This is a genomic window from Allosediminivita pacifica, assembly GCF_003054175.1.
GTDB lineage: Bacteria > Pseudomonadota > Alphaproteobacteria > Rhodobacterales > Rhodobacteraceae > Allosediminivita > Allosediminivita pacifica.
The window spans coordinates 1-19943 of sequence record NZ_QBKN01000033.1 but is presented as its reverse complement, the minus strand read 5'-3'; the positions used below and the strand labels follow the sequence as shown (position 1 = coordinate 19943).

The window sequence follows — 19943 nt, the reverse complement described above, 5'->3', positions numbered from 1 at the left end:
CTTCAATGATCGGCGGAGTCCGGCGCAAACCCTTCAAATCGCATCCCCGCTGTCCCTTCCTGCTGAGGCAGACCGCGGGGGTGAGGCCCGCCAACCGAAAGGGACCAAGGTGAAACTGATCATTGCGACGATCAAGCCGTTCAAGCTCGAGGAGGTCCGCGAGGCGCTGACCGGAATCGGTGTGCGCGGCATGATGGTGACGGAAATCAAGGGCTTCGGCTCGCAGTCGGGCCACACGGAAATCTATCGCGGTGCCGAATACGCGGTGAACTTCGTACCCAAGATCAAGCTGGAAATCGTGGTTTCGGCCGCCATGGCCGAACAGGTCGTCGAAACGATCAAGACCACGGCGCAGACCGGGAAGATCGGCGACGGCAAGATTTTCGTCCTCGACGTGCAGCAGGCCGTGCGGGTGCGCACCGGCGAAACCGACGCGGACGCGCTCTGAGCGCATTGGGAACAAAGGGACACGGAACAATGAAAGCATTCAAGACGATTGCCCCGGCTCTCGCGCTTCTCGCGCTGCCGAGTCTGGGCATGGCGCAGGAGGCCGAAGCCGCCGCCGCGCCGGACATCAACCCCTACATCTTCACCACGCTGCTGTTCCTGATCGGTGGCTTCCTGGTGTTCTGGATGGCCGCGGGCTTTGCCATGCTCGAAGCGGGCCTGGTTCGGTCGAAGAACGTGACCATGCAGCTGACCAAGAACATCGCGCTCTTCTCGATCGCGGCGATCATGTACTGGCTCGTCGGCTTCAACCTGATGTACCCGGGCGAATGGCTCGTCGAAGGCTGGCTCGGCCCCTTCTTCGCCATCACCTCGCTTGAGCCCGTGGGCCTCGCCGCGGCGGATGCCTCGCTCGACTACGCGTCGGTCGGCTCCGACTTCTTCTTCCAGCTGATGTTCTGCGCCACCACCGCCTCGATCGTGTCGGGCACGCTGGCCGAGCGCATCAAGCTCTGGCCCTTCCTGATCTTCGTCGTTGTCCTGACCGGCTTCATCTACCCGATCGAGGCATCCTGGCAGTGGGGCGGCGGCTTCCTCTCCGAGATGGGCTTCTCCGACTTCGCGGGTTCGACCCTCGTGCACGCGGCCGGTGGCTTCGCGGCCCTTGCCGGTGCCCTCGTGCTCGGCCCCCGTCTCGGCAAGTACTCGGCTGACGGTAAGATCATGCCGATCCCGGGCTCCAACCTCGCGCTGGCAACCCTCGGCACGTTCATCCTGTGGCTCGGCTGGTTCGGCTTCAACGGCGGCTCGCAGCTCGCGGCCGGCACCGTGGGCGACGTGACCGACGTGTCGCGGATCTTCTCGAACACCAACATGGCAGCCGCCTCCGGCGCCGTGGCGGCCCTGATCCTGACGCAGGTGATGTACAAGAAGCCCGACCTCACCATGGTGCTGAACGGCGCACTTGCCGGCCTCGTCTCCATTACGGCCGAGCCGCTGATGCCGACGCTCTTCGGCGCGCTCTGGATCGGTGCCATCGGCGGCATCATCGTGGTCTTCACTGTCCCGATGCTCGACCGCATGAAGATCGACGACGTTGTCGGCGCCATCCCGGTCCACCTGATCGCCGGCGTCTGGGGCACCTTGGCCGTGCCGTTCTACAACGACGGCACCAGCTTCGTGACGCAGATCATCGGCATCGTGGCCATCGGCGCCTTCGTCTTCATCGTCAGCCTGATCGTCTGGTTCATCCTCAAGGCCATCATGGGCATCCGTGTGACCGAAGAGGAAGAGATCAACGGGCTCGACATGGCCGAGCTGGGCATGGAGGCCTACCCCGAATTCTCCAAAGGCTGATTTCCTCCTTCCTGTCAGCCACGACCATCGGAGAAAACTGGCCCGGGCGGTATCGCCCGGGCATTTTTTTGCCCGCAGCATTGAGTGCCTTCCCTCAATCCGCTTGGACTTTCCGTGTTTCCGGAATAGTCGTAGGAGGTCTGCTGCGAACACCACAGACCGCTGGTCCGGGACGTCGGCTGCCCCCAGAATACCCGACTTCCCGGACCAGCCTTCCCCTCCCAGAACTCTCCCGGAAATTGCAATGAGCCCGCACCTTTCCCGCCCGCGGGGCAAGGTTTCAGGAACAATTGTCGGTCGGCAGACATTTGCTCACGAGGAAACACGCTGGCGTGAGGTCCGTTTACGGCGGCGTGACTCCCTGAATTCCAATCTAGTGAGGCCGTCTCATGACCACATATGAAGACACCCACGGCGCCGGCCGCACCCGCAGCGGCCCCGGCTGGGCCGTGCGTCTGCTCGCCTGGGTCTGCATCCTGTTCGGCGTCGTCATCTGCGCCGGCGGCATCTGGCTGCTGCTGCTCGGAGGCAGCTGGTACTACGCGCTGTCCGGTGCGGGGCTGATCGCCACCGGCATCCTTCTCAACCACGGCTCGATGAAGGCCGTGGCGGTCTACCTCGTGGTCTGGGTCCTCACGCTGCTCTGGGCCTTCTGGGAAGTCGGCATGGACGGCTGGGCCCTCGTCCCGCGCCTCGTCGCCCCCACGGTGATCCTGGTTCTCGTGCTGCCCTGCATCCCGGCGCTCCGCCGCACGCGCAGCCGCATCTGAACCGCCGAACGAAGGAGAAACCCAGTGTTTGCCAATCAAGAAAACACCCACGCCCGGCGCTGGCTCATGGCGACGGCAGCCTCCGTCGCGCTTGTCGCGGGCCCGATGACGGCCCTTCCCGCCTTCGCGCAGGAGGACGGCGCCGAGCAGACCGCCCCCGAGTCGGCAGAGGACGCCGATACCTCCGCGCCCGAAGCCGATGCCGGGGACGAAGGCACTGCCGACGCGGCGGACACCGATGCCGGGGACGATGACACCGCGACCGGGGGTGATGACGACAACGCTGCCGCCCCCTCGGAGGATGGGGACGATCCCGCCGCCGAAGGCGAAGATGAGGCTTCTGTCGAAGGGGCCCCCGTCGAGGAAAGCGCCAGCGCCCCCTTCGAGGCGGGCGAAACCTACGAGGTCGGCAGCGACTGGCCCTACTGGGGCGGCGGGTCGAGCGCACAGCGCTACACGCCCCTCGACCAGATCACGCCGGAAAACGTCGGCAATCTCGAGCGCGCCTTCGTCTACCGCACCGGTGACATGCCCGAGGGCTCGGCCGAGGGGAAATACTCCCCCGAGATGACCCCGGTGAAATACGGCGACGACCTGCTCATGTGCTCGGCCATGAACATCCTCATCTCCATCGACGCGGCCACCGGCGAAGAGAACTGGCGGTTCGACCCCGAGGTCCCGAACGAGGCCATCCCCTACGGCGCAAGCTGCCGGGGCGTGTCGCTCTGGACCGACCCCGACAAGGCAGAGGGCGACGCCTGCGCCACCAGGGTCATCGAGGGCACGATCGACGCGCGCCTGATCGCCGTCGACGCCGCCACCGGCGAGCCCTGCGAGGAGTTCGGCGAAGACGGCATGGTCGACATGTGGGAGGGCATCGGCGAACGCGTGCCCGGCTGGTATGCCGTGACCGCCCAGCCCGCCGTGGTCCGCGGCGTGGTCGTGACCGGCGCGCAGGTCAAGGACGGCCAGGCCGAGGACGCGCCCTCGGGCGTGGTGCGCGGCTACGACGCCCGCACGGGTGAACTCGTCTGGGCCTGGGATCTCGCCGCGCCCGAGGAAATGCGCGACGGCCCGCCCGAGGGCGAGGTCTACACCCGCGGCACCCCCAACATGTGGACGGCGGCCACCGCGGACGAGGAACTGGGCTACGTCTACCTGCCGCTCGGCAACTCGGCGGTGGACTACTACGGCTCCAACCGCTCCGAGGTGGAAAACGAATACGCCACCTCGCTGGTCGCGCTCGACGCTACCACGGGCGAAGAGGTCTGGCACTTCCAGACCGTGCGCAACGACGTCTGGGACTACGACCTCGGCAGCCAGGCGACCCTGCTCGACTACCAGGGGACACCCGCCATCCTGCTGCCCTCCAAGCAGGGGGACATCTACATCCTCGACCGCGAGACGGGCGAACCCCTGACCCCGGTGGGCGAGATCACGGACCTGCCGCAGGGCGAGATCGAGCCGGACTACGTGGCCGACAGCCAGCCGGTTTCCGAGTGGCACACCCTGCGCAAGGACCCGCTGACCGAGCGTGACATGTGGGGCTTCACCCCCATCGACCAGCTCTGGTGCCGCATCCAGTTCCGCCGCGCGGAATACGAGGGCTATCTCACGCCGCCTTCGACCGATCCCTACATCCAGTATCCCGGCTACAACGGCGGGTCGGACTGGGGTTCGGTGGCCATCGACCGCGACCGCGGCCTCATCATCGCCAACTACAACGACATCCCCAACTACAACTACCTCGTCCCGCGCGAAGTGGCTGACGAGAAGGGGTGGAAGTCCATCGCCCAGCGGCAGGACGCCGACGGCGGCGGTGGCGGCGGTGCCGAGGGCGCCGGCGACCCGCAGATCGGCGCGCCCTACGCGATCCAGGTCAACGCCGGCTGGCGCTCGGGCCTGACGGGCATGCCCTGCACCAACCCGCCCTACGGCGGCATCCGCGCCATCGACATCTCGACCGGTGAAACCGTCTGGGATCAGCCGCTCGGCACCGCGCGCCGCAACGGGCCCTTCGGCATCCCCTCGATGCTGCCGATCAAGATCGGCACGCCCAACAACGGCGGCTCGGTCGTGACGGCGGGTGGCCTCACCTTCATCGGGGCGGCGACGGACAACCTCTTCCGCGCCATCGAGACCGAGACGGGCGAGGTGCTCTGGTCCGACGTGCTGCCCGCGGGCGGCCAGGCGAACCCCATCGCCTACGAGGTCGACGGCGAGCAATACGTGCTGATCTCGGCCGGCGGGCACCACTTCATGGAAACGCCCATCGGCGACTACATCATCGCCTACAAGCTGCCTTCCGACTGACCGGACCGGCAGCGGGACATTGAAGGCCGCGGCAGGCGACTGCCGCGGCCCTTCGCAGTCCCCTCACCCCGACCCTCTCCCCCGGGGGGAGAGGGGGCGACATCCGCCAAAGGCACCGCACCACTGACGCCCCGACCAATCACCCGCCACCGGGCCACCCTCTCCCCCCCGGGGGAGAGGGCAGGGTGAGGGGGCCTTGCCACCCGCACCAAACTTCGAAGTCCGGAAACACACCCGCCACAAGCTGCTCCCCCTGCCAGGGGAGGGTCGGGGAGGGGGACAATCGTCAGCCGCCCCGCAGCCGTTCCAGCCGCTGGCGCGCCACGCCCTCGTCATGCGCCGCACGCCGATCCGCCGAAAGCGCCGCCTCCACGTAGCTCAGGTGCGTCTCCACCGCCGCCCGCGCCGCCGCGCCGTCGCGGGCCTGCAGGGCCGTGTTGATGGCGCGGTGCTGCGCCAGCAGCGCCTCGCGCGTGGTGCGCTGACGGAACATGATCTGGCGGTTGTAGAAGACGCCTTCGCGCAGAAGCTGGTACATCGACCGCATCATGTGCAGCATGATGACGTTGTGGCTGGCCTCGATGATCGCCAGATGGAAATCCGCATCCAGACGCGATTCCTCGGCCGGATTGCGCTTGCCGTGCGCGGCTTCCATCCGCGCGTAGAGCGTGTCGATCACGGCAAGGTCGCTTTCGGTGCCCTTCTCGGCGGCGCGCTCGGCGGCAAGCCCCTCCATGTCGCGGCGGAACGAGAGGTAGTCGAAGACCGCCTCGTCGTGCCGCGCGAAGAGCTGTCGCAGCGACTCGGAAAAGGCGGATCCCAGAACGTCTGCCACGTAGACCCCGGCGCCCGCCCGCGTGGTCAGCAGCCCGGTCTGCTGCAGCTCGGCGATGGCCTCGCGCAGCGAGGGTCGCGACACGCCCAGACGCTCCGACAGCTCGCGCTCCGAAGGCAGGCGTTCGCCCGGACGCAGGATGCCGCGCAGGATCAGCTGCTCGATCTGGCGCACCACGGCGGCAGAGAGCTTCTCGGACTGTATGGGCTGAAAGGGCATCGGGCGCGGTCCTCGGGCGAATTGGTCAGATGTTATGACCACGCCCGCGGCGGGACAAGCAGGCTCACCAGCGGCGAAGCGCCGCCTCGTCGCTGTCCTTCGCCTCGACCCAGCCGGTCGCGCCCTTGCGGTGTTCCTTCTTCCAGAAGGGCGCACGCGACTTGAGGTAGTCCATCAGGAACTCGGCGGCCTCGAAGGCCGCGCGGCGGTGCGGCGCGGCGGTGCCCACCATCATGATGCGCTCGCCCGGGGCCATGCGGCCGTAGCGGTGGATGATGAGCAGGTCGCCGAGATCCCAGCGCGTCTGCGCCTCGGCGGCGATCTTGCGCAGCGCCTTCTCGGTCATGCCGGGGTAATGCTCGATCTCCATCGCGTCGAGATCGCCCGAGGCGAGGTCGCGCACCACGCCGGTGAAGGTGACGACCGCGCCCATGTCGTGCCGCCCGTCGGCAAAACCCGCCGCCTCGGCGCCGAAATCGAAGGGCTCTTCCTGGATGGCGATGCGCATGGGTTCAGCCCCCCGTCATCGGCGGAAAGAAGGCCACCTCGCGCACGCCCGACAGCGGTGCGTCGAAATCCGACAGCTCCTGGTCGAGCGCCACGCGTACCGCCGAGAGATCGGCAAAGGCCGCCGCGTAGCGCTCCTCGCGGCCGCGCAGCTCCTCGACGAGATCGGCCACGGTGGCGGCCGAGGTCTCGACCTTTTCCTTGGGCAGGCCGATCCGCTCGCGGACCCATGCGAAATACAGCACGTCCATCAGCGATCCTCCTTCAGGTAGGGCAGCGCCTTCCGGAAATAGTCGAAGCCGGTGATGAAGGTCAGCGCGGCGGCGAGCCACAGCAGGATCAGCCCGACCCAGCCCGCGACGATCATCGCGCCGGCGCCGGGGGCATCGGGAAAGTCGCCGGCCAGAACGCCGTAGACGATGTCGGGGTCCTCGCCCACCACGCCCGAGGCGAAGTAGTGCTCGAAGACGCCCTGGCTGAACAGCACGGCAATGGCGATCATCTGCACCGTGGTCTTCCACTTGGCGAGATTCGTGACCTTCAGCGTGCCGCCGGTATCACCGAGGTACTCGCGCAGGCCCGAGACAAAGACCTCGCGGAAGAGGATCACGGTGGCAGGCAGCACAAGCCATGGCGACATCGAGGAATAGCCCACGATCACCATCAGCGCGATGACCACCATGGCCTTGTCGGCGATCGGGTCGAGCATGGTGCCGATCTTGGTTTCCTGTCCCCACTGGCGGGCAAGGCGCCCGTCGATCCAGTCGGTCAGGCCCGCGGACAGGAACAGCAGCAGGGCCGCCCAGTCGGCGATGGGCCGGTTGAAGTAGAGAAACATCACCGCGACGCCGGGCGCCGCGATCAGGCGCAGCACGGTGAGGATATTTGGCAGGTTCCATCTCATCGCGCTTCTCCTAGCGGGATTTGGGGTGGCAGGGAAGCGATCATGCCCAACCAACGCACGGGGGCGCCCGTGTGTTGCGTCATGTCTCGGCACGCCGGGCAAGCCGGTCGAGGAAGGCCGCGCGCGCGGCCGGCAGGGGGCGTCCGGCCAGCGGGCTCAGGTGCGAATCGAGGAAGAACCCCGTGACCTCCAGCCCGGCATGGACCTCGCGGTCGCTGGCCTCGCCCTCGCCGCGCAGGACCGGCGGCAGCGGCAGCAGCCGGTGCGCCCAGTCGCCCGCGCCCGCCCGCGTCACCGCCCGCCCCGAGCGCGGCGAGACATAGGCCAGATCCTCGGTCTCGCCGGTCACCGCGCAGGAGGTCAGGTCCAGCCCGAAGCCCAGCTCATTGAGCAGCGCCAGTTCCCAGCGCATGTAGGCCAATGGCCAGAGGTCCGGCCGGTGCAGCAGGTCGAGCAGGTTGCGGCTGCTCTCGTAAAGCCGCGGGTGGGCGACGCGCTCCGGCAGGGCGAAGGCGAGCATCGCGCAGGTGGCGTTCAGCCCGGCCAGCGCCACCCGGTCCGACATCGCCGTGGCCGCCCGGCCGCGCAGCGGCTCGACCCGGTATTGGCCGAGGTGATCTTCCAGCCGCGCGTGCCATTCCAGCTGCAGTTGGGTGCCCGGCTGCAGGTGCGGCTGCATCCGCCGCGAGGCGCCGCCGCGCAGCACACCGGCATGGCGGCCACGCTCGGGGGTGAAGACCTCGAGGATGACGGAGCTTTCGCCGTGCCTGCGGGTGGCCAGAAGGATGCCGGTGTCACGCCAGTCCATGGCGCGACACTCGTGTCGATGCGCGGCACTGGCAAGGGCCTTTCACGGAGGGCCTTGCCCGGGCGGTGCGGCTGCGCCGCGCAGGTCTTGCGCCGTCCCGCCTTCGGCGGGTCGTCGCCGGGTGGCCGGTCCGCCCTGCGGGCCGACCGGCGGGGGCTCTGCCCCCGTCCCTGCGGGACTCCCCCGAGGTATTTTCGCGAGAAGAAGGGCGGGGTGGTCAGAGGCCGGGGTCGTCGAGCAGGTGGCGGCCCTGCCGGTCCTCGACCTCGATCACCCAGAGATCCGGGTCGAAGCTCCGCTGGCGGGCGATGGCCGCGTCGACCTCCGGTTCGGCGCCCGCGGTCAGTTCCTGCCAGTCGCGCTCGCCGCTTGCCAGGTCGATCTGGCGGGTGAAGGCGCGCGCCTTGCCGTCGAGCGTGGCGAGCTTGACCAGCACCGCGCCCGCCGTGTCGTCGCCGTGGGCGGTGACGAAGGCGGGAATGTCGTGCAGCCGCAGCCGCGCCAGGTAGGCGTCCACCCAGAACCGGGCCGTCAGTCGCGGGGGGCTCATTTGCCGCCGTCGCGGAAATCCAGCCCCATCTCGCTGTAGCGTTCCGCCTCGTCGAGCCAGTTCTCGCGGACCTTCACCTGCAGGAAAAGGTGCACCTTGCGGCCCATGAACTCGGAAAGCTCCTGCCGCGCGGCGGTGGAAATCGCCTTGATGGTCTCGCCGCCGTGACCGAGGATGATCCCCTTGTGACCGGGGCGCGAGACGTAGATCACCTGGTCGACGCGGGCCGAGCCGTCCTTGCGCTCTTCCCAGTTCTCGGTTTCCACCGTGAGCTGGTAGGGCAGTTCCTGGTGCAGGCGCAGGGTCAGCTTCTCGCGCGTCATCTCGGCGGCGATCATGCGCAGCGGCAGGTCGGCGATCTGGTCTTCGGGGTAGAGCCAGGGGCCCTCGGGCAGGTTGTCGCCCAGCCAGCCCATCATGTCCGCCACGCCGTGGCCCTTCTCGGCCGAAACCATGAAGGTCTGCGCGAACTTGTAGCGCTCGTTGAGCTCCTTGGTCAGGGCCAGCAGGCTCTCGGCCTTGACGCGGTCGATCTTGTTGATCGCCAGCGCCACGGTCGCGTCGCGCGGCATCTGGTCCTTGAGCCCGTCGAGGATGCGCTCCACCCCGTCGGTGATGCCACGGTGCGCCTCGACCAGCAGGACAATGATGTCGGCATCCGACGCGCCGCCCCACGCGGCCGCCACCATGGCCCGGTCGAGCCTGCGGCGCGGCTGGAACAGGCCCGGCGTGTCCACCAGCACGATCTGCGCATCGCCGTCGATGGCGACGCCGCGGATGCGCGTGCGCGTGGTCTGCACCTTGTGCGTGACGATGCTGACCTTGGCCCCCACCATGCGGTTGGTGAGGGTGGATTTGCCCGCGTTGGGCTCTCCGATCAGCGCGACGAAGCCGGCGCGTGTGCTCATGTCCTGTCCTTTGATTCCGTGACCGGCTGATCTAGCGCAGTCGGGGCCGTTGCGCCAGCCTTCGCTTGCCGCCAGAGCGTGTAGATGCCCGAGACAACAATCAGTGCCGCGCCCGCGAGCGTCATGGCATCGGGCCGCTCGCCGAACAGCACGAAAGCCAGCACCAGCGCAACCAGTAGTCGCGAATAGCGGAAGGGCGCCACGACCGACACGTCGCCGGTGCGCATGGCGCGGGTGAGGGCGGTATAGGCCAGCACGCCGACGCATCCGGTGATCAGCAGCAGGACCAGCGCCCGCCCATCGGGCGCCTGCCGCGCGGGCTCGAAGGCGAGGATCACGAGGCCTGCCACCGCGACGGCGGCAAAGCCCAGCACGCCAAGCTGCGCCGCGTGCACATGCGGCGGGCTGGCCCGGGTGGCGAGGTCGCGGCCGGCAAAGCCCACCATGCCCAGAAGCGCGAAGATCGCGTCGGGGCGGAAGCTGTCGAGCCCCGGTCGCAGGATCATCAGAACGCCCGCGAAGCCCACCGCCATGGCGGCCCAGCGGCGCGGGCCGACCCGTTCGCCCAGCACCAGCGCCGCACCCAGCGTGACCACCAGCGGGGCCGCCTGCAGGATGGCGGACGTGGTAGACAGCGGCGTGTAGGCGAGCGCCAGCGCAAAGAAGAGCCGTCCGCAGACCTCGAAGATATTGCGCACCAGAAGCCAGCCGCGAAAGGCCGCGCGGGGCCAGATCTCGACGCCCGCGTGCCGGGCCCCGAGCGCGGAAAGCGTCAGCGCCGTCAGCCCGAAGACCACGGTGCCCGCCCCGGCCGAGACCGAAGAGGTCGCCGCCTTGAACAGCGCGTCCTCGATGCCGAAGCCCACCATGGCCAGCACCATGAACAGCGCCCCGGCGGTATCGGGCTTCATGCGTTCAGCTTCTGCAGCAGCGTCTGCGCGGCGGTCTGCTCGGCCGAGCGCTTGGATCCGGCGGTGGCCTCAGCCGTCTCGCCGGTCTCGAGCCGCACCTCGATGGTGAAGACCGGCTGGTGATCCGGGCCCGACCGCGCGGTTTCGACATAGGCGGGCGGCGGCAGCCCGCGGCCCTGCGCCCATTCCTGAAGCGCCGTCTTGGCGTCCTTGGAATCCTCTTCCACGCTGGCGATGCGCTTGCCCCAGAGCCGCAGGATCATCGCCTGCGCCGCCTCGAACCCGCCGTCCACGTAGACCGCCGCGATCACCGCCTCCATGGCGTCGCCCAGCAGCGCCATCTTGCGGCGCCCGCCCGAAAGCTGCTCGGACCGGCCCAGTTTCAGCGCGGCGCCAAGGTCGATCTCGCGCGCGACGTCGGCACAGGTTTCCTTGCGCACCAGCGCGTTGAAGCGTGGCGCAAGCTGCCCCTCGCGGGCCTGGCCGTCGGCGCGCAGAAGCGCCTCGGACATCACGAGGCCAAGCACCCGGTCGCCGAGGAACTCCAGCCGCTGGTTGTCCTCGCGGCCCGGGCCGGACATGGAACTGTGGGTGACCGCCCGGCGCAGCAGCTCGGGCCGGGCGAATTCGTGGCCCAGCCGGTCTTGAAGCGCGCGCAGGTCGGCCGACAGGCTCACTCGATCTTCTCGAAGAAACGGTCGGCGCGCCAGGTCCAGAAGAACAGCATGGACCGTCCGGCGGACGAGAAGATGACCCGGTTCGCCTTGCCGACGAAGTTCTCCAGCGGCACGAAACCGACGCCGCCGGCGATGTTCGGCACGCGGCTGTCCGAGGAGTTGTCGCGGTTGTCGCCCATCATGAAGTAGTGACCCTCGGGCACGTGATAGACGGCGGTGTTGTCCGAGCCCTGGTTGGTGATGTTCAGGATCGAATGCTCCACCCCGTTGGGCAGGGTCTCGACGAATTTCTCCTTGGTGCAGGTGCCTCCCGGACCGACCGGCCCGTTGGCACAGCGCGGGCGCAGCTGCTGCGGGCCCTGCGGCGCGGCGACCTCGTCGAAGGTGCCTTCTTCCTCGACCTGCACCGGCTCGCCGTTGATGTAGAGCAGCCCGTTGCGCACTTGGACGGTGTCACCGGGCAGGCCGATCACCCGCTTGATGAAATCCCGCCCGGTCGAGGGATGGCGGAACACGGCCACGTCGCCGCGCTCGGGCTCGGAACCGAACAGCCGCGTGTTGTCGCCGTCGAAGATCCCGCAGATGTCCTGCGCGTCGATGTTGATGCCGAAGCGCGGCATGATGATCGAGGGGCAGGAGGCGTAGGAATAGCCATAGGCCATCTTGTTCACGAAAAGGAAGTCGCCGATCAGCAGCGTGTCCTTCATCGACCCCGAGGGGATCCAGAAGGGCTGGAAGAAGAGCGTCCGGAAAACCCCGGCAATCAGCAGCGCGTAGACGATGGTCTTGATCGTCTCCCACAGGCCGCCGCCCTTTTTCGTGTCGCTCGCCATGGTCCTGCCCCTTTTTAGCTGCGGGCTACATGCGGCGGCGCGGCAGGCCTGTCAAGGCGACTGCGCCCTTGTCAGGCTGGCGTATCGTCGCTGAGAGGGCGCGCCTCGATCACCACGAAGGCCTGCGCCCAGGGGTGGTCGTCGGTCAGCGTGACGTGGATGATCGCCTCGTGGCCGGCAGGCGTCATGGCGTCCAGCCGGTCCCTGGCCCAGCCCGTCACGTGCATCACCGGCTGGCCGGTGGCGAGGTTGGTCACCGACATGTCCTTCCAGGCGATGCCCATGCGCAGCCCGGTGCCCAGTGCCTTGGAACAGGCTTCCTTCGCGGCCCAGCGCTTGGCGTAGGTGCCCGGCGTGTCGGCGCGGCGTTCGGCCTTGGCCTGCTCGATGTCTGTGAAGACGCGGTTGCGGAAGCGGTCGCCGAAACGCTCCAGCGTACCCGCGATCCGGTCGATGTTGGCAAGATCCGTGCCGACGCCGAGGATCATTTCGTCCCCTTCGCCAGCCCGCTTTTCAAGCCGATGCCGAAGAAGAACCGGTTCACCAGCAACACCGCCGCGATCAGCAGCGCCGCGATGCCGGTGAAATAGCGCAGCGGCACCTGCGACAGGAGCGCCCGCGTTTCCGCCATGCTGAGGAAGATCGCCGCGATGGCGCCGTTGATCAGCACCGCCACGCCGGTCATGGCGAATGCCACGGCCCAGAGCGCGCGGCCCGAGGGGCGCGCGCCGGCGCGGCCGGCCTGCTGGCCCTCGAAAAGCGCGGCCGCCATGGGCGGGATGATGCTCGCCGCGCCGGAGGGAAAGCCAAAGCCGAGCACGCGCGTCATCATCACCGACACACCGGCAAGAACCACCATGGCCGCGAAGTAGAGCGCGCCGTAGCGGACGTAGTTGACGTTCATGCGCGGGCCTCGTCCATCAGGCGGCGCATTTCGGCGATGGCGGGGCCAAGGCCAAGGAACACCGCCTCACCCACGAGGAAATGCCCGATGTTCAGCTCCATGACCTCGGGCAGGGCGGCGATGGGCGTGACGTTGTCGTAATTCAGTCCGTGGCCCGCGTGCACCTCGAGCGCCAGCGCATGCGCCTGCGCCGCCGCCGCCTTGAGCCGTTCGAACTCGGCATCACGCGCGGCAAAGTCACCCTCGGCGTGGAAATCGCAGTAGGCCCCGGTGTGCAGCTCGACCACCGCCGCGCCGACGCGGGCCGCGGCCTCGATCTGCTTCGGGTCGGGCGCGACGAAAAGCGAAACGCGGCAGCCCGCGTCGCGCAGCGACGCGGCGAAGTCGGCGAGGTTGGTCTGGTCGCCCGCCACCTCGAGCCCGCCCTCCGTGGTGCGCTCCTCGCGCCGCTCGGGGACGATGCAGACGGCATGCGGCTTCAGCTTCAGCGCCAGCGCCTGCATTTCCGCCGTCGCCGCCATCTCGAAGTTCAGCGGCACCGAAAGCTCGGCGGCCAGCGCCTCCATGTCGGCGTCGCGGATGTGGCGCCGGTCCTCGCGCAGGTGCGCCGTGATGCCGTCGCAGCCCGCCTCCTCGGCCAGCTTGGCCGCGCGCAGCGGATCGGGATAGGCACCGCCGCGGGCGTTGCGCAGGGTGGCGACGTGGTCGATGTTGACGCCAAGTCGCTGGCGTCCGGAAGGGCTTGTCATGGCGATCCTCGCGATGTTGCCCGCAACCTAAGCCGCAACGCAGGCAGGGGAAACCGGTTTTGCGCCCCTCGGGGCCCGTGCCCTTGCACCTGCCGCGCCACGCGGTAGCGTCCGCGCAGGGATCAGAAAGGACGAACATGACCAGCCGCTTCGACGAGATCATCGACCGCGTGGGCACCCACAGCGCCAAATGGGACATGATGGAGACCATCTACGGCGTCTCCCCCGAGGACGGGCTGGCCATGTGGGTGGCGGACATGGATTTCCGCCCGCCCGAGGTGGTGCAGGCCGCCGTGCAGGCCATGGCCGACCACGGTCTCTACGGCTACTTCGGCGACGCTTCGGCCTATACCGCTTCCATCCTCTGGTGGATGGAGAACCGCCACGGCTGGAAAGTCGAGGAGGACTGGATCTTCACCACCCATGGCCTCGTCAACGGCACCGGCATGTGCGTCGATACCTTCACGCAACCCGGCGACGGCGTCGTGCTCTTCACCCCCGTTTACCACGCCTTCGCCCGCGTGATCGAAGCCGCGGGCCGCGAAGTGGTGGAATGCCCGCTGAGCCTCGTCGACGGCCGCTACGGGATGGATTTCGACGCCTACGACGCCCAGATGACGGGCCGCGAGAAGATGGTCGTTCTCTGCTCGCCCCACAATCCCGGCGGCCGCGTCTGGTCCGAGGCCGAGCTGCGCGGCGTCGCCGACTTCGCCAAGCGCCACGACCTGATCCTCGTCTCGGACGAGATCCATGCCGACCTCGTCATGCCCGGCAACAGGCACATCCCCATGGCCACGCTCGACGCGGGCGTGACCGACAGGCTGGTCATGATGACCGCCTGCACCAAGACCTTCAACATCGCCGGCGCCCATACGGGCAACGTCATCATACCCGACGCGGCCCTGCGCGCCCGCTTTGCCAAACGCATGGGCGCGCTGGGCATGTCGCCCAACAGCTTCGGGCTGCACATGGTGACGGCGGGCTACAGCCCCGAGGGCGCCGCCTGGGTAGACGAGCTGACCGCCTACCTCGACGGCAACCGGCAGATCTTCGACGAGATGGTGAACGCCATCCCCGGCGTGATCTCCATGCCCATGGAAAGCACCTACCTCGCCTGGGTCGACTTCTCGGGGACGGGGATGGAGCAGGCCGAGTTCACCCGCCGGGTCGAGCAGGAGGCCAGGATCGCCGTGAACCACGGCGGCACCTTCGGCCAGGGCGGCGAAAGCTACCTGCGCTTCAACTTCGCCACGCCCCGTGCCCGCGTCGAGGAAGCCGGTCGCCGCCTTCACGAGGCTTTCGCCGACCTGCAATAGCACCCCGCGCGCAGCCGCCAGACCGGCTCGGGGTCTGACGCGTGCAGGCTTGAATGCCGCTCTGGCCGCTTCGGACATTCGCAGCCGGTGTCGGGAAGGGCAGCTCGGTGGCGGAGCTGTTGCGCGCGCCGCGGCGACGCGGCCCGCCCTCCTTCCGGCGGTGACGTCGCGGCTGATCCTCGTGGGCAGCCCGTATCGAGCGGCCTTTCCGGGGGTGGTCGGCGCAGCTTGTTTGCTGCGGTGTCCCGGGGACAAACCTAAGAAATGGTGAATCCGTCTCTTTAACCCATTGAAATTGCGTGGGCGCGAGGGTGTCCCGGCCCGAGACACCCTCGGGATGCTCTCTGAAACGGCACCTCGGCCCGGCACCCCGGCGCATCCCGGCCCCTCGTCTGGACCTTCCCTCCCCCGGCCCATACCCTGCGCCCGCAGCAAGGAGACAGGCATGGCCACGGGCACGAATATCCGCACCTATTTCGACGGCAAATGGCACGAGGGCGAGGTCACGACGATCCGCGCCTCCGATCACGGCGCCTGGCTGGGCACCACCGTTTTTGACGGCGCCCGGCACGTGAACGGCCTCATCCCAGACCTCGAAGCCCACTGCGCCCGCGTGAACCGCTCCGCCAAGGCGCTGATGCTCAATCCCACCGTCGGGGTGGCTGAAATGATGGAGATCGTCCGCGAGGGGCTCAAGGCCTACCCCGCCGAGGCGCCGATCTATATCCGCCCCATGTACTGGGGCATCCACGGGGACGAGACCTCGATCGTGCCCACCGGCGATGAGACGGGTTTTGCCATCTGCCTCGAGGAGATGCCCATGCCCCCCGACGACGCCTCGACCACCCTCGGCCGGACCCGTTTCCGCCGGCCTGTGCTGGAGGATGCCGTGGTCAACGCCAAGGCGGGGTGCCTCTACCCGAACAACGCCCGCATGTTGGCCGAGGCCCGCGCTCGCGGCTTCGGCAATGCCCTCGTGGCCGACGCCCTGGGCAACGTGGCCGAGAGCGCCAGCGCCAATGCCTTCATGGTGCGCGACGGGGTGGTCTTCACGCCCGTGGCGAACGGGACTTTCCTGGCGGGCATCACCCGGGCCCGGCATATCGAGAACCTGCGCGCCGACGGCTACGAGGTGCAGGAGACGGTGCTGACCTTCGAGGACTTCGAGCAGGCGGACGAGGTGTTCCTCTCGGGCAACCTCAACAAGGTCACCCCCGTGACCGGGTTCGAGGACCGCAGCTACCAGATCGGACCGATCACCCGGAAGGTTCGCGAGCTTTACTGGGACTGGGCGCATTCGGCCTGAGATAGGAAGTCCCGCACCGGCGGCCCCATGTCCCGCGCCTGTCGATGCTACCTCGGAAATGAGCAGTTTGGCCGCCTGACGAGATGCAACTCGGAGGCCAGACAATCGCCAAGAAGGATCTTCTGGAAGTCGGCATTGCCGGCTTGTCGGTATCGCGATCCCGTCGAACGCCGATTCCTTGCCACCGGTGGTTCGAGACACAGTTCGTCTACCAGGAGGAGGCCGCACGGCGGCCCCGTGTTCACCGGATTGGAGGAGACCCATGCTGAATGCCGTGTCGCGCCCACTCGTGCGCCTCTTCGAGCGCTGGTTGCCCGACCCCTATATCTTCGTCGTCATCCTGACCCTGATCGTCATGATCGCCGCCATGGCGATCGAGGGCCAGACGCCCCTCGCCGTGGTCGAGATGTGGGGCAGCGGTTTCTGGGGGCTGCTCGCCTTTTCCATGCAGATGCTGCTGGTGCTGGTCACGGGCTTCATGATGGCCTCGACGCCGCTGGTGAAGAGCGGGTTGCAGAAACTGGCCGGTCTTGCCAGTTCGCCGGCCGCGGCGATCATGCTGGTCAGCTACGTCGGGCTGGCGGCAAGCTGGCTCAACTGGGGCTTCGGTCTGGTCGTCGGCGCGCTCTTCGCCAAGGAAGTCGCGCGCAAGGTGAAGGTCGACTACCGGCTGCTGGTCGCCTCGGCCTATTCCGGCTTCATCGTCTGGCACGGCGGGCTGGCAGGCTCCGTGCCACTGGCCGTCGCGACCGAGGGGCACCCGTTCCAGGACATGATCGGCATCATCGGCACGGGCGAGACGATCTTCTCGGGCTTCAACCTTGCCATCGTGCTGTGTCTTTTCGTGGCCGTGCCGCTGCTCAACCGCGCAATGCTGCCGACGCCCGATGAAAGCGTCTATGTCGATCCGAAGCAGCTGGAAGAGGCCGAACCGCCCGTTGCCAAGGGGGACACCCCCGCAGAGCGGATGGAGGGCAGCCGGATCCTGACCTGGCTGATCGGCCTCTCGGGGCTGGCCTTCCTCTTCGACTACTTCGTCTCTGGCGGTGCGCTGACGCTCAACATCGTCAACTTCCTGTTCCTGTTTGTCGCCATCCTTCTGCACGGGACGCCGCGCAACCTGCTGGCCAGCCTGAACGAGGGCATCAAGGGCGGCGCCGGCATCGTCATCCAGTTTCCCTTCTACGCCGGGATCATGGCGATCATGGTGGACTCTGGACTGGCCGGATCGATCTCGTCCGGCATGGTTTCCTTCGCCTCCGAGACGAGCCTGCCGTTCTGGTCCTTCCTGAGCGCGGGCGTCGTGAACTTCTTCGTACCGTCCGGGGGCGGGCAGTGGGCCGTTCAGGCCCCGGTGATCCTGCCGGCCGCCGCCGAACTTGGCGTCGACCCCGCGCGTGCGGCAATGTCGGTGGCCTGGGGCGATGCCTGGACAAACATGATTCAACCCTTCTGGGCACTGCCGATCCTCGGTATCGCCGGGCTGAAGGCCAAGGACATCATGGGGTTCTGCACCCTTCATCTGGTCGTGAGCGGTGTCATCATCTCTCTCGGCCTGACCTTCCTGTAGCCTGCGCGATCCGTGCGGGTGTTGATATCCCCTGGGGCCGTCCGTGCGAGCGGACGGCCCGGCGACGGGGGCGGATGCAGCGGCGTCGCGAAGTAATGTTGTGTCGCCCTCCCGTTTGCGACGGACGTACAGGGGCTTCCCCACTCTCGTTGTCCACTTCGCAAACGTCACTTTCCTGATGTGGGAATGAGCCGGAGTGTGGACCGGGTAGCATTCGTCGGGATCGGCGGCGCCGCCTACGAGCGCTGCCGATCCGCGTGCTGCCGCGACTAGTAGCCGATGTAGTGAGCGAGGATCAGGACGGCCCAGCAGAGCACGTAGACGATGATCATGAAGGGCATGAAAACCTTGATCCACTTGGGGTAGCTCACGCCCCCCAGGGCCAGCATGGCGAGCGTGCCGCCGGAGGTGGGGACGATCAGGTTTGTCAGCCCGTCGCCGGTCTGAAAGGCGAGGATCATGAGCTGGCGCGACATGCCTGTGAGGTCTGCGAGAGGGACGAGGATTGGCATGGTCACCAGGGCTTGCCCCGAGCCCGAGGGCACGAAGAAGTTGATGATGCCCTGGATGATGCTCATCATGGGGGCCAGCAGCACGAGGCTCACGTTCTGGGCTGTGGCATTTAGACCGTGGATGATCGTATCGATGATGCCACCGTCCTCGAGCATGATCTTGATCGAGGCCGCGAGGCCGATGACCAGTGCGCCGCCGGTGACTTTCGAAGCTCCCTCGACCATGTTTGCGACGTACTCGTTGGCGCCCATGCCCGAGGCCACGGCCGCGACAACCGAGATGACCAGGAAGACTGCTGCGATCTCGTTGATGTACCAAGGCCGCCCGAGCGTGCCCGTTCCGGCGAGGTAGGAGCAGACAGCAATCACGACGATGCCGAGCGCGAAGGCGCCGATGATGGTCTTGTCGCCTTTGCCCATCGTGTACTCGGAGAGGTTGCCATCGAGGCCGGCGCCTGTGTCTGTCTCGTTGGCCTCGGGCTTGGCATCGTCAAGCCGGGTTACATAGAGCGTGATGTAGAGCGCCAGCAGCGAGAGGGCGGCAAGGCAGAGCAGGGTCCGCAGCCATGCGCCCGAGAAGAGCGGCAGCTCGGCAATGGTTTGCGAGACGCCGACCGTATAGGGATTGATCGGCGAGAGGGCGAAGCCGACGCCGATCCCGCCCACGGCCATGCAGACCCCCACGACGTTGCCGTAGCCGAGGGTGGCGGAGATGATCATCGCTACGGGGACGAGCGCGATATTATTCTCGAAGCCGACTGCCATGCCGAAGAGCCCGTAAAGGAAGGTGCCGAGCCAGATAATGAGGCCACGCCGCTCGATGCCCACGTGCTTGACCATGGTGCCGATGGAGTTCTCCATCGCGCGGGACTTGGTCATGACGTGGAAGAGCCCGCCGGCGATAAAGACAATGAAGAGGTAGGGGGCCGCGTCTATGAGGCCGCGGGGGATGGCGACGAAGATCGAGAAGAGAAAATCAACGGCTCCGCCGAGGGAGAAGCCACCATCGCCGTCGCGTAGGCATCGTTGTAGAAGGTGAAGAGCGCGTCGTCCCAATGCACCATGCTGGCGAACTTTGAGGTCAGGCAGGTGCGCACGACGGTCTTGAGCTCGACCGGCCAGTTTGCGGGCTCGCCCAGGGGGTGGGCGTCCCAGTCGATGGCCTCGAGAATGGCCGCGCAATCTCCGCCTGATGCGGGGAAAGGACGGATGGGGGCGCCGGACTCTTTCATACTCGCAGAATTAAGGGAGTTGTCAGATCCGCGCAACATATGACGACCGGCGCATGTCAGTGTTTGTTGACAGGTTCCGATTGATGGTGCTGCCCCGGCAATGGCCTTTCTGGGGATGCTGGGGCGAAGGAAAATCGCAAGAGGCGCAATTTGGGTCCGGGGCTTATCCCTGGTGGAGTGTTGGCGTTTCCGGCACCATGGCGCGTGCGGTTTTCCCGCACTAGGTCATGTTGACAAATGGCGTAGCCAGAGGCGGATCGACGTGATGTCGACGAAGCCCAGGAAGCTCTCTGCGGTCTTGTCGTATCGGGTTGCG

At 67.4% G+C, this 19943-nt stretch carries 22 protein-coding genes and 1 pseudogene; 7 read left to right on the top strand and 16 right to left on the bottom strand.

Annotated elements, in window-relative coordinates; all coding sequences use genetic code 11:
- Window positions 1-109 precede the first annotated feature (109 nt).
- From C8N44_RS19740 to C8N44_RS19725, 4 genes are all read left to right on the top strand, one after another.
- Window positions 110-448, top strand: coding sequence for a P-II family nitrogen regulator (locus C8N44_RS19740; RefSeq protein WP_107978485.1), 339 nt, complete (start codon window positions 110-112; stop codon window positions 446-448).
- 29 nt (window positions 449-477) lie between these two features.
- Window positions 478-1803, top strand: a complete 1326-nt coding sequence (locus tag C8N44_RS19735; RefSeq protein ID WP_107978484.1) for an ammonium transporter — start codon at window positions 478-480, stop codon at window positions 1801-1803.
- Window positions 1804-2192: 389 nt separating this feature from the next.
- Window positions 2193-2573, top strand: a complete 381-nt coding sequence (locus C8N44_RS19730) for a glucose dehydrogenase (RefSeq protein WP_107978483.1) — start codon at window positions 2193-2195, stop codon at window positions 2571-2573.
- Window positions 2574-2639: 66 nt separating this feature from the next.
- A complete protein-coding gene (locus C8N44_RS19725) occupies window positions 2640-4886 on the top strand; it encodes a pyrroloquinoline quinone-dependent dehydrogenase (RefSeq protein WP_107978512.1) in 2247 nt (748 codons plus the stop codon).
- Window positions 4887-5172: 286 nt separating this feature from the next.
- Here C8N44_RS19725 and C8N44_RS19720 read toward each other — a convergent pair whose 3' ends face one another.
- The 13 genes from C8N44_RS19720 to C8N44_RS19660 all read right to left on the bottom strand — a co-directional run bounded on the left by C8N44_RS19720 (window position 5173) and on the right by C8N44_RS19660 (window position 13691).
- Window positions 5173-5940, bottom strand: coding sequence for a FadR/GntR family transcriptional regulator (locus tag C8N44_RS19720; RefSeq protein WP_107978482.1), 768 nt, complete (start codon window positions 5938-5940; stop codon window positions 5173-5175).
- 64 nt (window positions 5941-6004) lie between these two features.
- The gene (locus tag C8N44_RS19715; protein WP_107978481.1) at window positions 6005-6448 is read right to left on the bottom strand and encodes a molybdenum cofactor biosynthesis protein MoaE; all 444 of its coding nucleotides are present in this window, start codon (window positions 6446-6448) and stop codon (window positions 6005-6007) included.
- A 4-nt stretch (window positions 6449-6452) separates the two neighbouring features.
- Window positions 6453-6698 (bottom strand): molybdopterin converting factor subunit 1, encoded by a 246-nt coding sequence (gene moaD, locus C8N44_RS19710; protein WP_107978480.1) that lies wholly within the window; start codon window positions 6696-6698, stop codon window positions 6453-6455.
- Window positions 6698-7351, bottom strand: coding sequence for a CDP-diacylglycerol--glycerol-3-phosphate 3-phosphatidyltransferase (gene pgsA, locus C8N44_RS19705; RefSeq protein ID WP_107978479.1), 654 nt, complete (start codon window positions 7349-7351; stop codon window positions 6698-6700). Before pgsA ends, moaD begins: the two co-directional genes overlap by 1 nt.
- 79 nt (window positions 7352-7430) lie before the next feature.
- Window positions 7431-8159, bottom strand: coding sequence for a DNA repair protein RecO (gene recO, locus C8N44_RS19700; RefSeq protein ID WP_107978478.1), 729 nt, complete (start codon window positions 8157-8159; stop codon window positions 7431-7433).
- A 217-nt stretch (window positions 8160-8376) separates the two neighbouring features.
- Window positions 8377-8709 (bottom strand): DUF1491 family protein, encoded by a 333-nt coding sequence (locus C8N44_RS19695; RefSeq protein ID WP_107978477.1) that lies wholly within the window; start codon window positions 8707-8709, stop codon window positions 8377-8379.
- Window positions 8706-9617: a GTPase Era gene (era, locus tag C8N44_RS19690; protein WP_107978476.1), complete on the bottom strand. Its 912-nt coding sequence runs from the start codon at window positions 9615-9617 to the stop codon at window positions 8706-8708. The genes C8N44_RS19695 and era overlap by 4 nt, the downstream gene beginning before the upstream one ends.
- The gene (locus C8N44_RS19685; protein ID WP_107978475.1) at window positions 9614-10528 is read right to left on the bottom strand and encodes a DMT family transporter; all 915 of its coding nucleotides are present in this window, start codon (window positions 10526-10528) and stop codon (window positions 9614-9616) included. The genes era and C8N44_RS19685 overlap by 4 nt, the downstream gene beginning before the upstream one ends.
- Window positions 10525-11205, bottom strand: coding sequence for a ribonuclease III (rnc, locus tag C8N44_RS19680; RefSeq protein ID WP_107978474.1), 681 nt, complete (start codon window positions 11203-11205; stop codon window positions 10525-10527). The genes C8N44_RS19685 and rnc overlap by 4 nt, the downstream gene beginning before the upstream one ends.
- The gene (gene lepB / locus C8N44_RS19675) at window positions 11202-12038 is read right to left on the bottom strand and encodes a signal peptidase I (protein WP_107978473.1); all 837 of its coding nucleotides are present in this window, start codon (window positions 12036-12038) and stop codon (window positions 11202-11204) included. Before lepB ends, rnc begins: the two co-directional genes overlap by 4 nt.
- A gap of 71 nt (window positions 12039-12109) precedes the next feature.
- Window positions 12110-12526: a holo-ACP synthase gene (gene acpS, locus C8N44_RS19670; RefSeq protein ID WP_107978472.1), complete on the bottom strand. Its 417-nt coding sequence runs from the start codon at window positions 12524-12526 to the stop codon at window positions 12110-12112.
- Complete coding sequence (locus C8N44_RS19665; protein WP_107978471.1) at window positions 12523-12942, bottom strand: ABZJ_00895 family protein; 420 nt, start codon at window positions 12940-12942, stop codon at window positions 12523-12525. Before C8N44_RS19665 ends, acpS begins: the two co-directional genes overlap by 4 nt.
- Window positions 12939-13691, bottom strand: coding sequence for a pyridoxine 5'-phosphate synthase (locus tag C8N44_RS19660; protein WP_107978470.1), 753 nt, complete (start codon window positions 13689-13691; stop codon window positions 12939-12941). Before C8N44_RS19660 ends, C8N44_RS19665 begins: the two co-directional genes overlap by 4 nt.
- Window positions 13692-13828: 137 nt before the next feature.
- On the opposite strand from C8N44_RS19660, the gene C8N44_RS19655 reads away from it, so the two are divergent.
- The 3 genes from C8N44_RS19655 to C8N44_RS19645 all read left to right on the top strand — a co-directional run bounded on the left by C8N44_RS19655 (window position 13829) and on the right by C8N44_RS19645 (window position 17883).
- Window positions 13829-15007: a MalY/PatB family protein gene (locus tag C8N44_RS19655; RefSeq protein ID WP_107978469.1), complete on the top strand. Its 1179-nt coding sequence runs from the start codon at window positions 13829-13831 to the stop codon at window positions 15005-15007.
- A 445-nt stretch (window positions 15008-15452) separates the two neighbouring features.
- Window positions 15453-16313: a branched-chain amino acid aminotransferase gene (locus C8N44_RS19650; RefSeq protein ID WP_107978468.1), complete on the top strand. Its 861-nt coding sequence runs from the start codon at window positions 15453-15455 to the stop codon at window positions 16311-16313.
- A 262-nt stretch (window positions 16314-16575) separates the two neighbouring features.
- Window positions 16576-17883 carry a short-chain fatty acid transporter gene (locus C8N44_RS19645; protein ID WP_107978467.1) on the top strand — a complete coding sequence of 436 codons (1308 nt, stop codon included), beginning with the start codon at window positions 16576-16578 and terminating at the stop codon, window positions 17881-17883.
- Window positions 17884-18152: 269 nt separating this feature from the next.
- On the opposite strand, the gene C8N44_RS19640 is transcribed toward C8N44_RS19645, so the two are convergent.
- The 3 genes and pseudogenes from C8N44_RS19640 to C8N44_RS19635 form a co-directional block, all read right to left on the bottom strand.
- On the bottom strand, window positions 18153-19274 hold the full coding sequence (locus tag C8N44_RS19640; protein WP_244641142.1) for a Na+/H+ antiporter NhaC family protein: 1122 nt from the start codon (window positions 19272-19274) through the stop codon (window positions 18153-18155).
- Between the two features lie 53 nt (window positions 19275-19327).
- The gene (locus tag C8N44_RS23885; RefSeq protein ID WP_244641143.1) at window positions 19328-19627 is read right to left on the bottom strand and encodes a hypothetical protein; all 300 of its coding nucleotides are present in this window, start codon (window positions 19625-19627) and stop codon (window positions 19328-19330) included.
- A 225-nt stretch (window positions 19628-19852) separates the two neighbouring features.
- Window positions 19853-19943 (bottom strand): annotated as a pseudogene (locus C8N44_RS19635) (IS5/IS1182 family transposase); the annotation flags it as partial.

Coding starts and splice junctions, on each gene's coding strand:
- C8N44_RS19735 (WP_107978484.1), top strand. CDS start 478: ATGAAAGCATTCAAGACGATTGCCCCGGCTCTCGCGCTTCTCGCGCTG.
- C8N44_RS19730 (WP_107978483.1), top strand. CDS start 2,193: ATGACCACATATGAAGACACCCACGGCGCCGGCCGCACCCGCAGCGGC.
- C8N44_RS19725 (WP_107978512.1), top strand. CDS start 2,640: ATGGCGACGGCAGCCTCCGTCGCGCTTGTCGCGGGCCCGATGACGGCC.
- C8N44_RS19720 (WP_107978482.1), bottom strand. CDS start 5,940: ATGCCCTTTCAGCCCATACAGTCCGAGAAGCTCTCTGCCGCCGTGGTG.
- C8N44_RS19715 (WP_107978481.1), bottom strand. CDS start 6,448: ATGCGCATCGCCATCCAGGAAGAGCCCTTCGATTTCGGCGCCGAGGCG.
- moaD (WP_107978480.1), bottom strand. CDS start 6,698: ATGGACGTGCTGTATTTCGCATGGGTCCGCGAGCGGATCGGCCTGCCC.
- pgsA (WP_107978479.1), bottom strand. CDS start 7,351: ATGAGATGGAACCTGCCAAATATCCTCACCGTGCTGCGCCTGATCGCG.
- recO (WP_107978478.1), bottom strand. CDS start 8,159: ATGGACTGGCGTGACACCGGCATCCTTCTGGCCACCCGCAGGCACGGC.
- C8N44_RS19695 (WP_107978477.1), bottom strand. CDS start 8,709: ATGAGCCCCCCGCGACTGACGGCCCGGTTCTGGGTGGACGCCTACCTG.
- era (WP_107978476.1), bottom strand. CDS start 9,617: ATGAGCACACGCGCCGGCTTCGTCGCGCTGATCGGAGAGCCCAACGCG.
- C8N44_RS19685 (WP_107978475.1), bottom strand. CDS start 10,528: ATGAAGCCCGATACCGCCGGGGCGCTGTTCATGGTGCTGGCCATGGTG.
- lepB (WP_107978473.1), bottom strand. CDS start 12,038: ATGGCGAGCGACACGAAAAAGGGCGGCGGCCTGTGGGAGACGATCAAG.
- acpS (WP_107978472.1), bottom strand. CDS start 12,526: ATGATCCTCGGCGTCGGCACGGATCTTGCCAACATCGACCGGATCGCG.
- C8N44_RS19665 (WP_107978471.1), bottom strand. CDS start 12,942: ATGAACGTCAACTACGTCCGCTACGGCGCGCTCTACTTCGCGGCCATG.
- C8N44_RS19660 (WP_107978470.1), bottom strand. CDS start 13,691: ATGACAAGCCCTTCCGGACGCCAGCGACTTGGCGTCAACATCGACCAC.
- C8N44_RS19655 (WP_107978469.1), top strand. CDS start 13,829: ATGACCAGCCGCTTCGACGAGATCATCGACCGCGTGGGCACCCACAGC.
- C8N44_RS19650 (WP_107978468.1), top strand. CDS start 15,453: ATGGCCACGGGCACGAATATCCGCACCTATTTCGACGGCAAATGGCAC.
- C8N44_RS19645 (WP_107978467.1), top strand. CDS start 16,576: ATGCTGAATGCCGTGTCGCGCCCACTCGTGCGCCTCTTCGAGCGCTGG.
- C8N44_RS19640 (WP_244641142.1), bottom strand. CDS start 19,274: ATGACCAAGTCCCGCGCGATGGAGAACTCCATCGGCACCATGGTCAAG.
- C8N44_RS23885 (WP_244641143.1), bottom strand. CDS start 19,627: ATGAAAGAGTCCGGCGCCCCCATCCGTCCTTTCCCCGCATCAGGCGGA.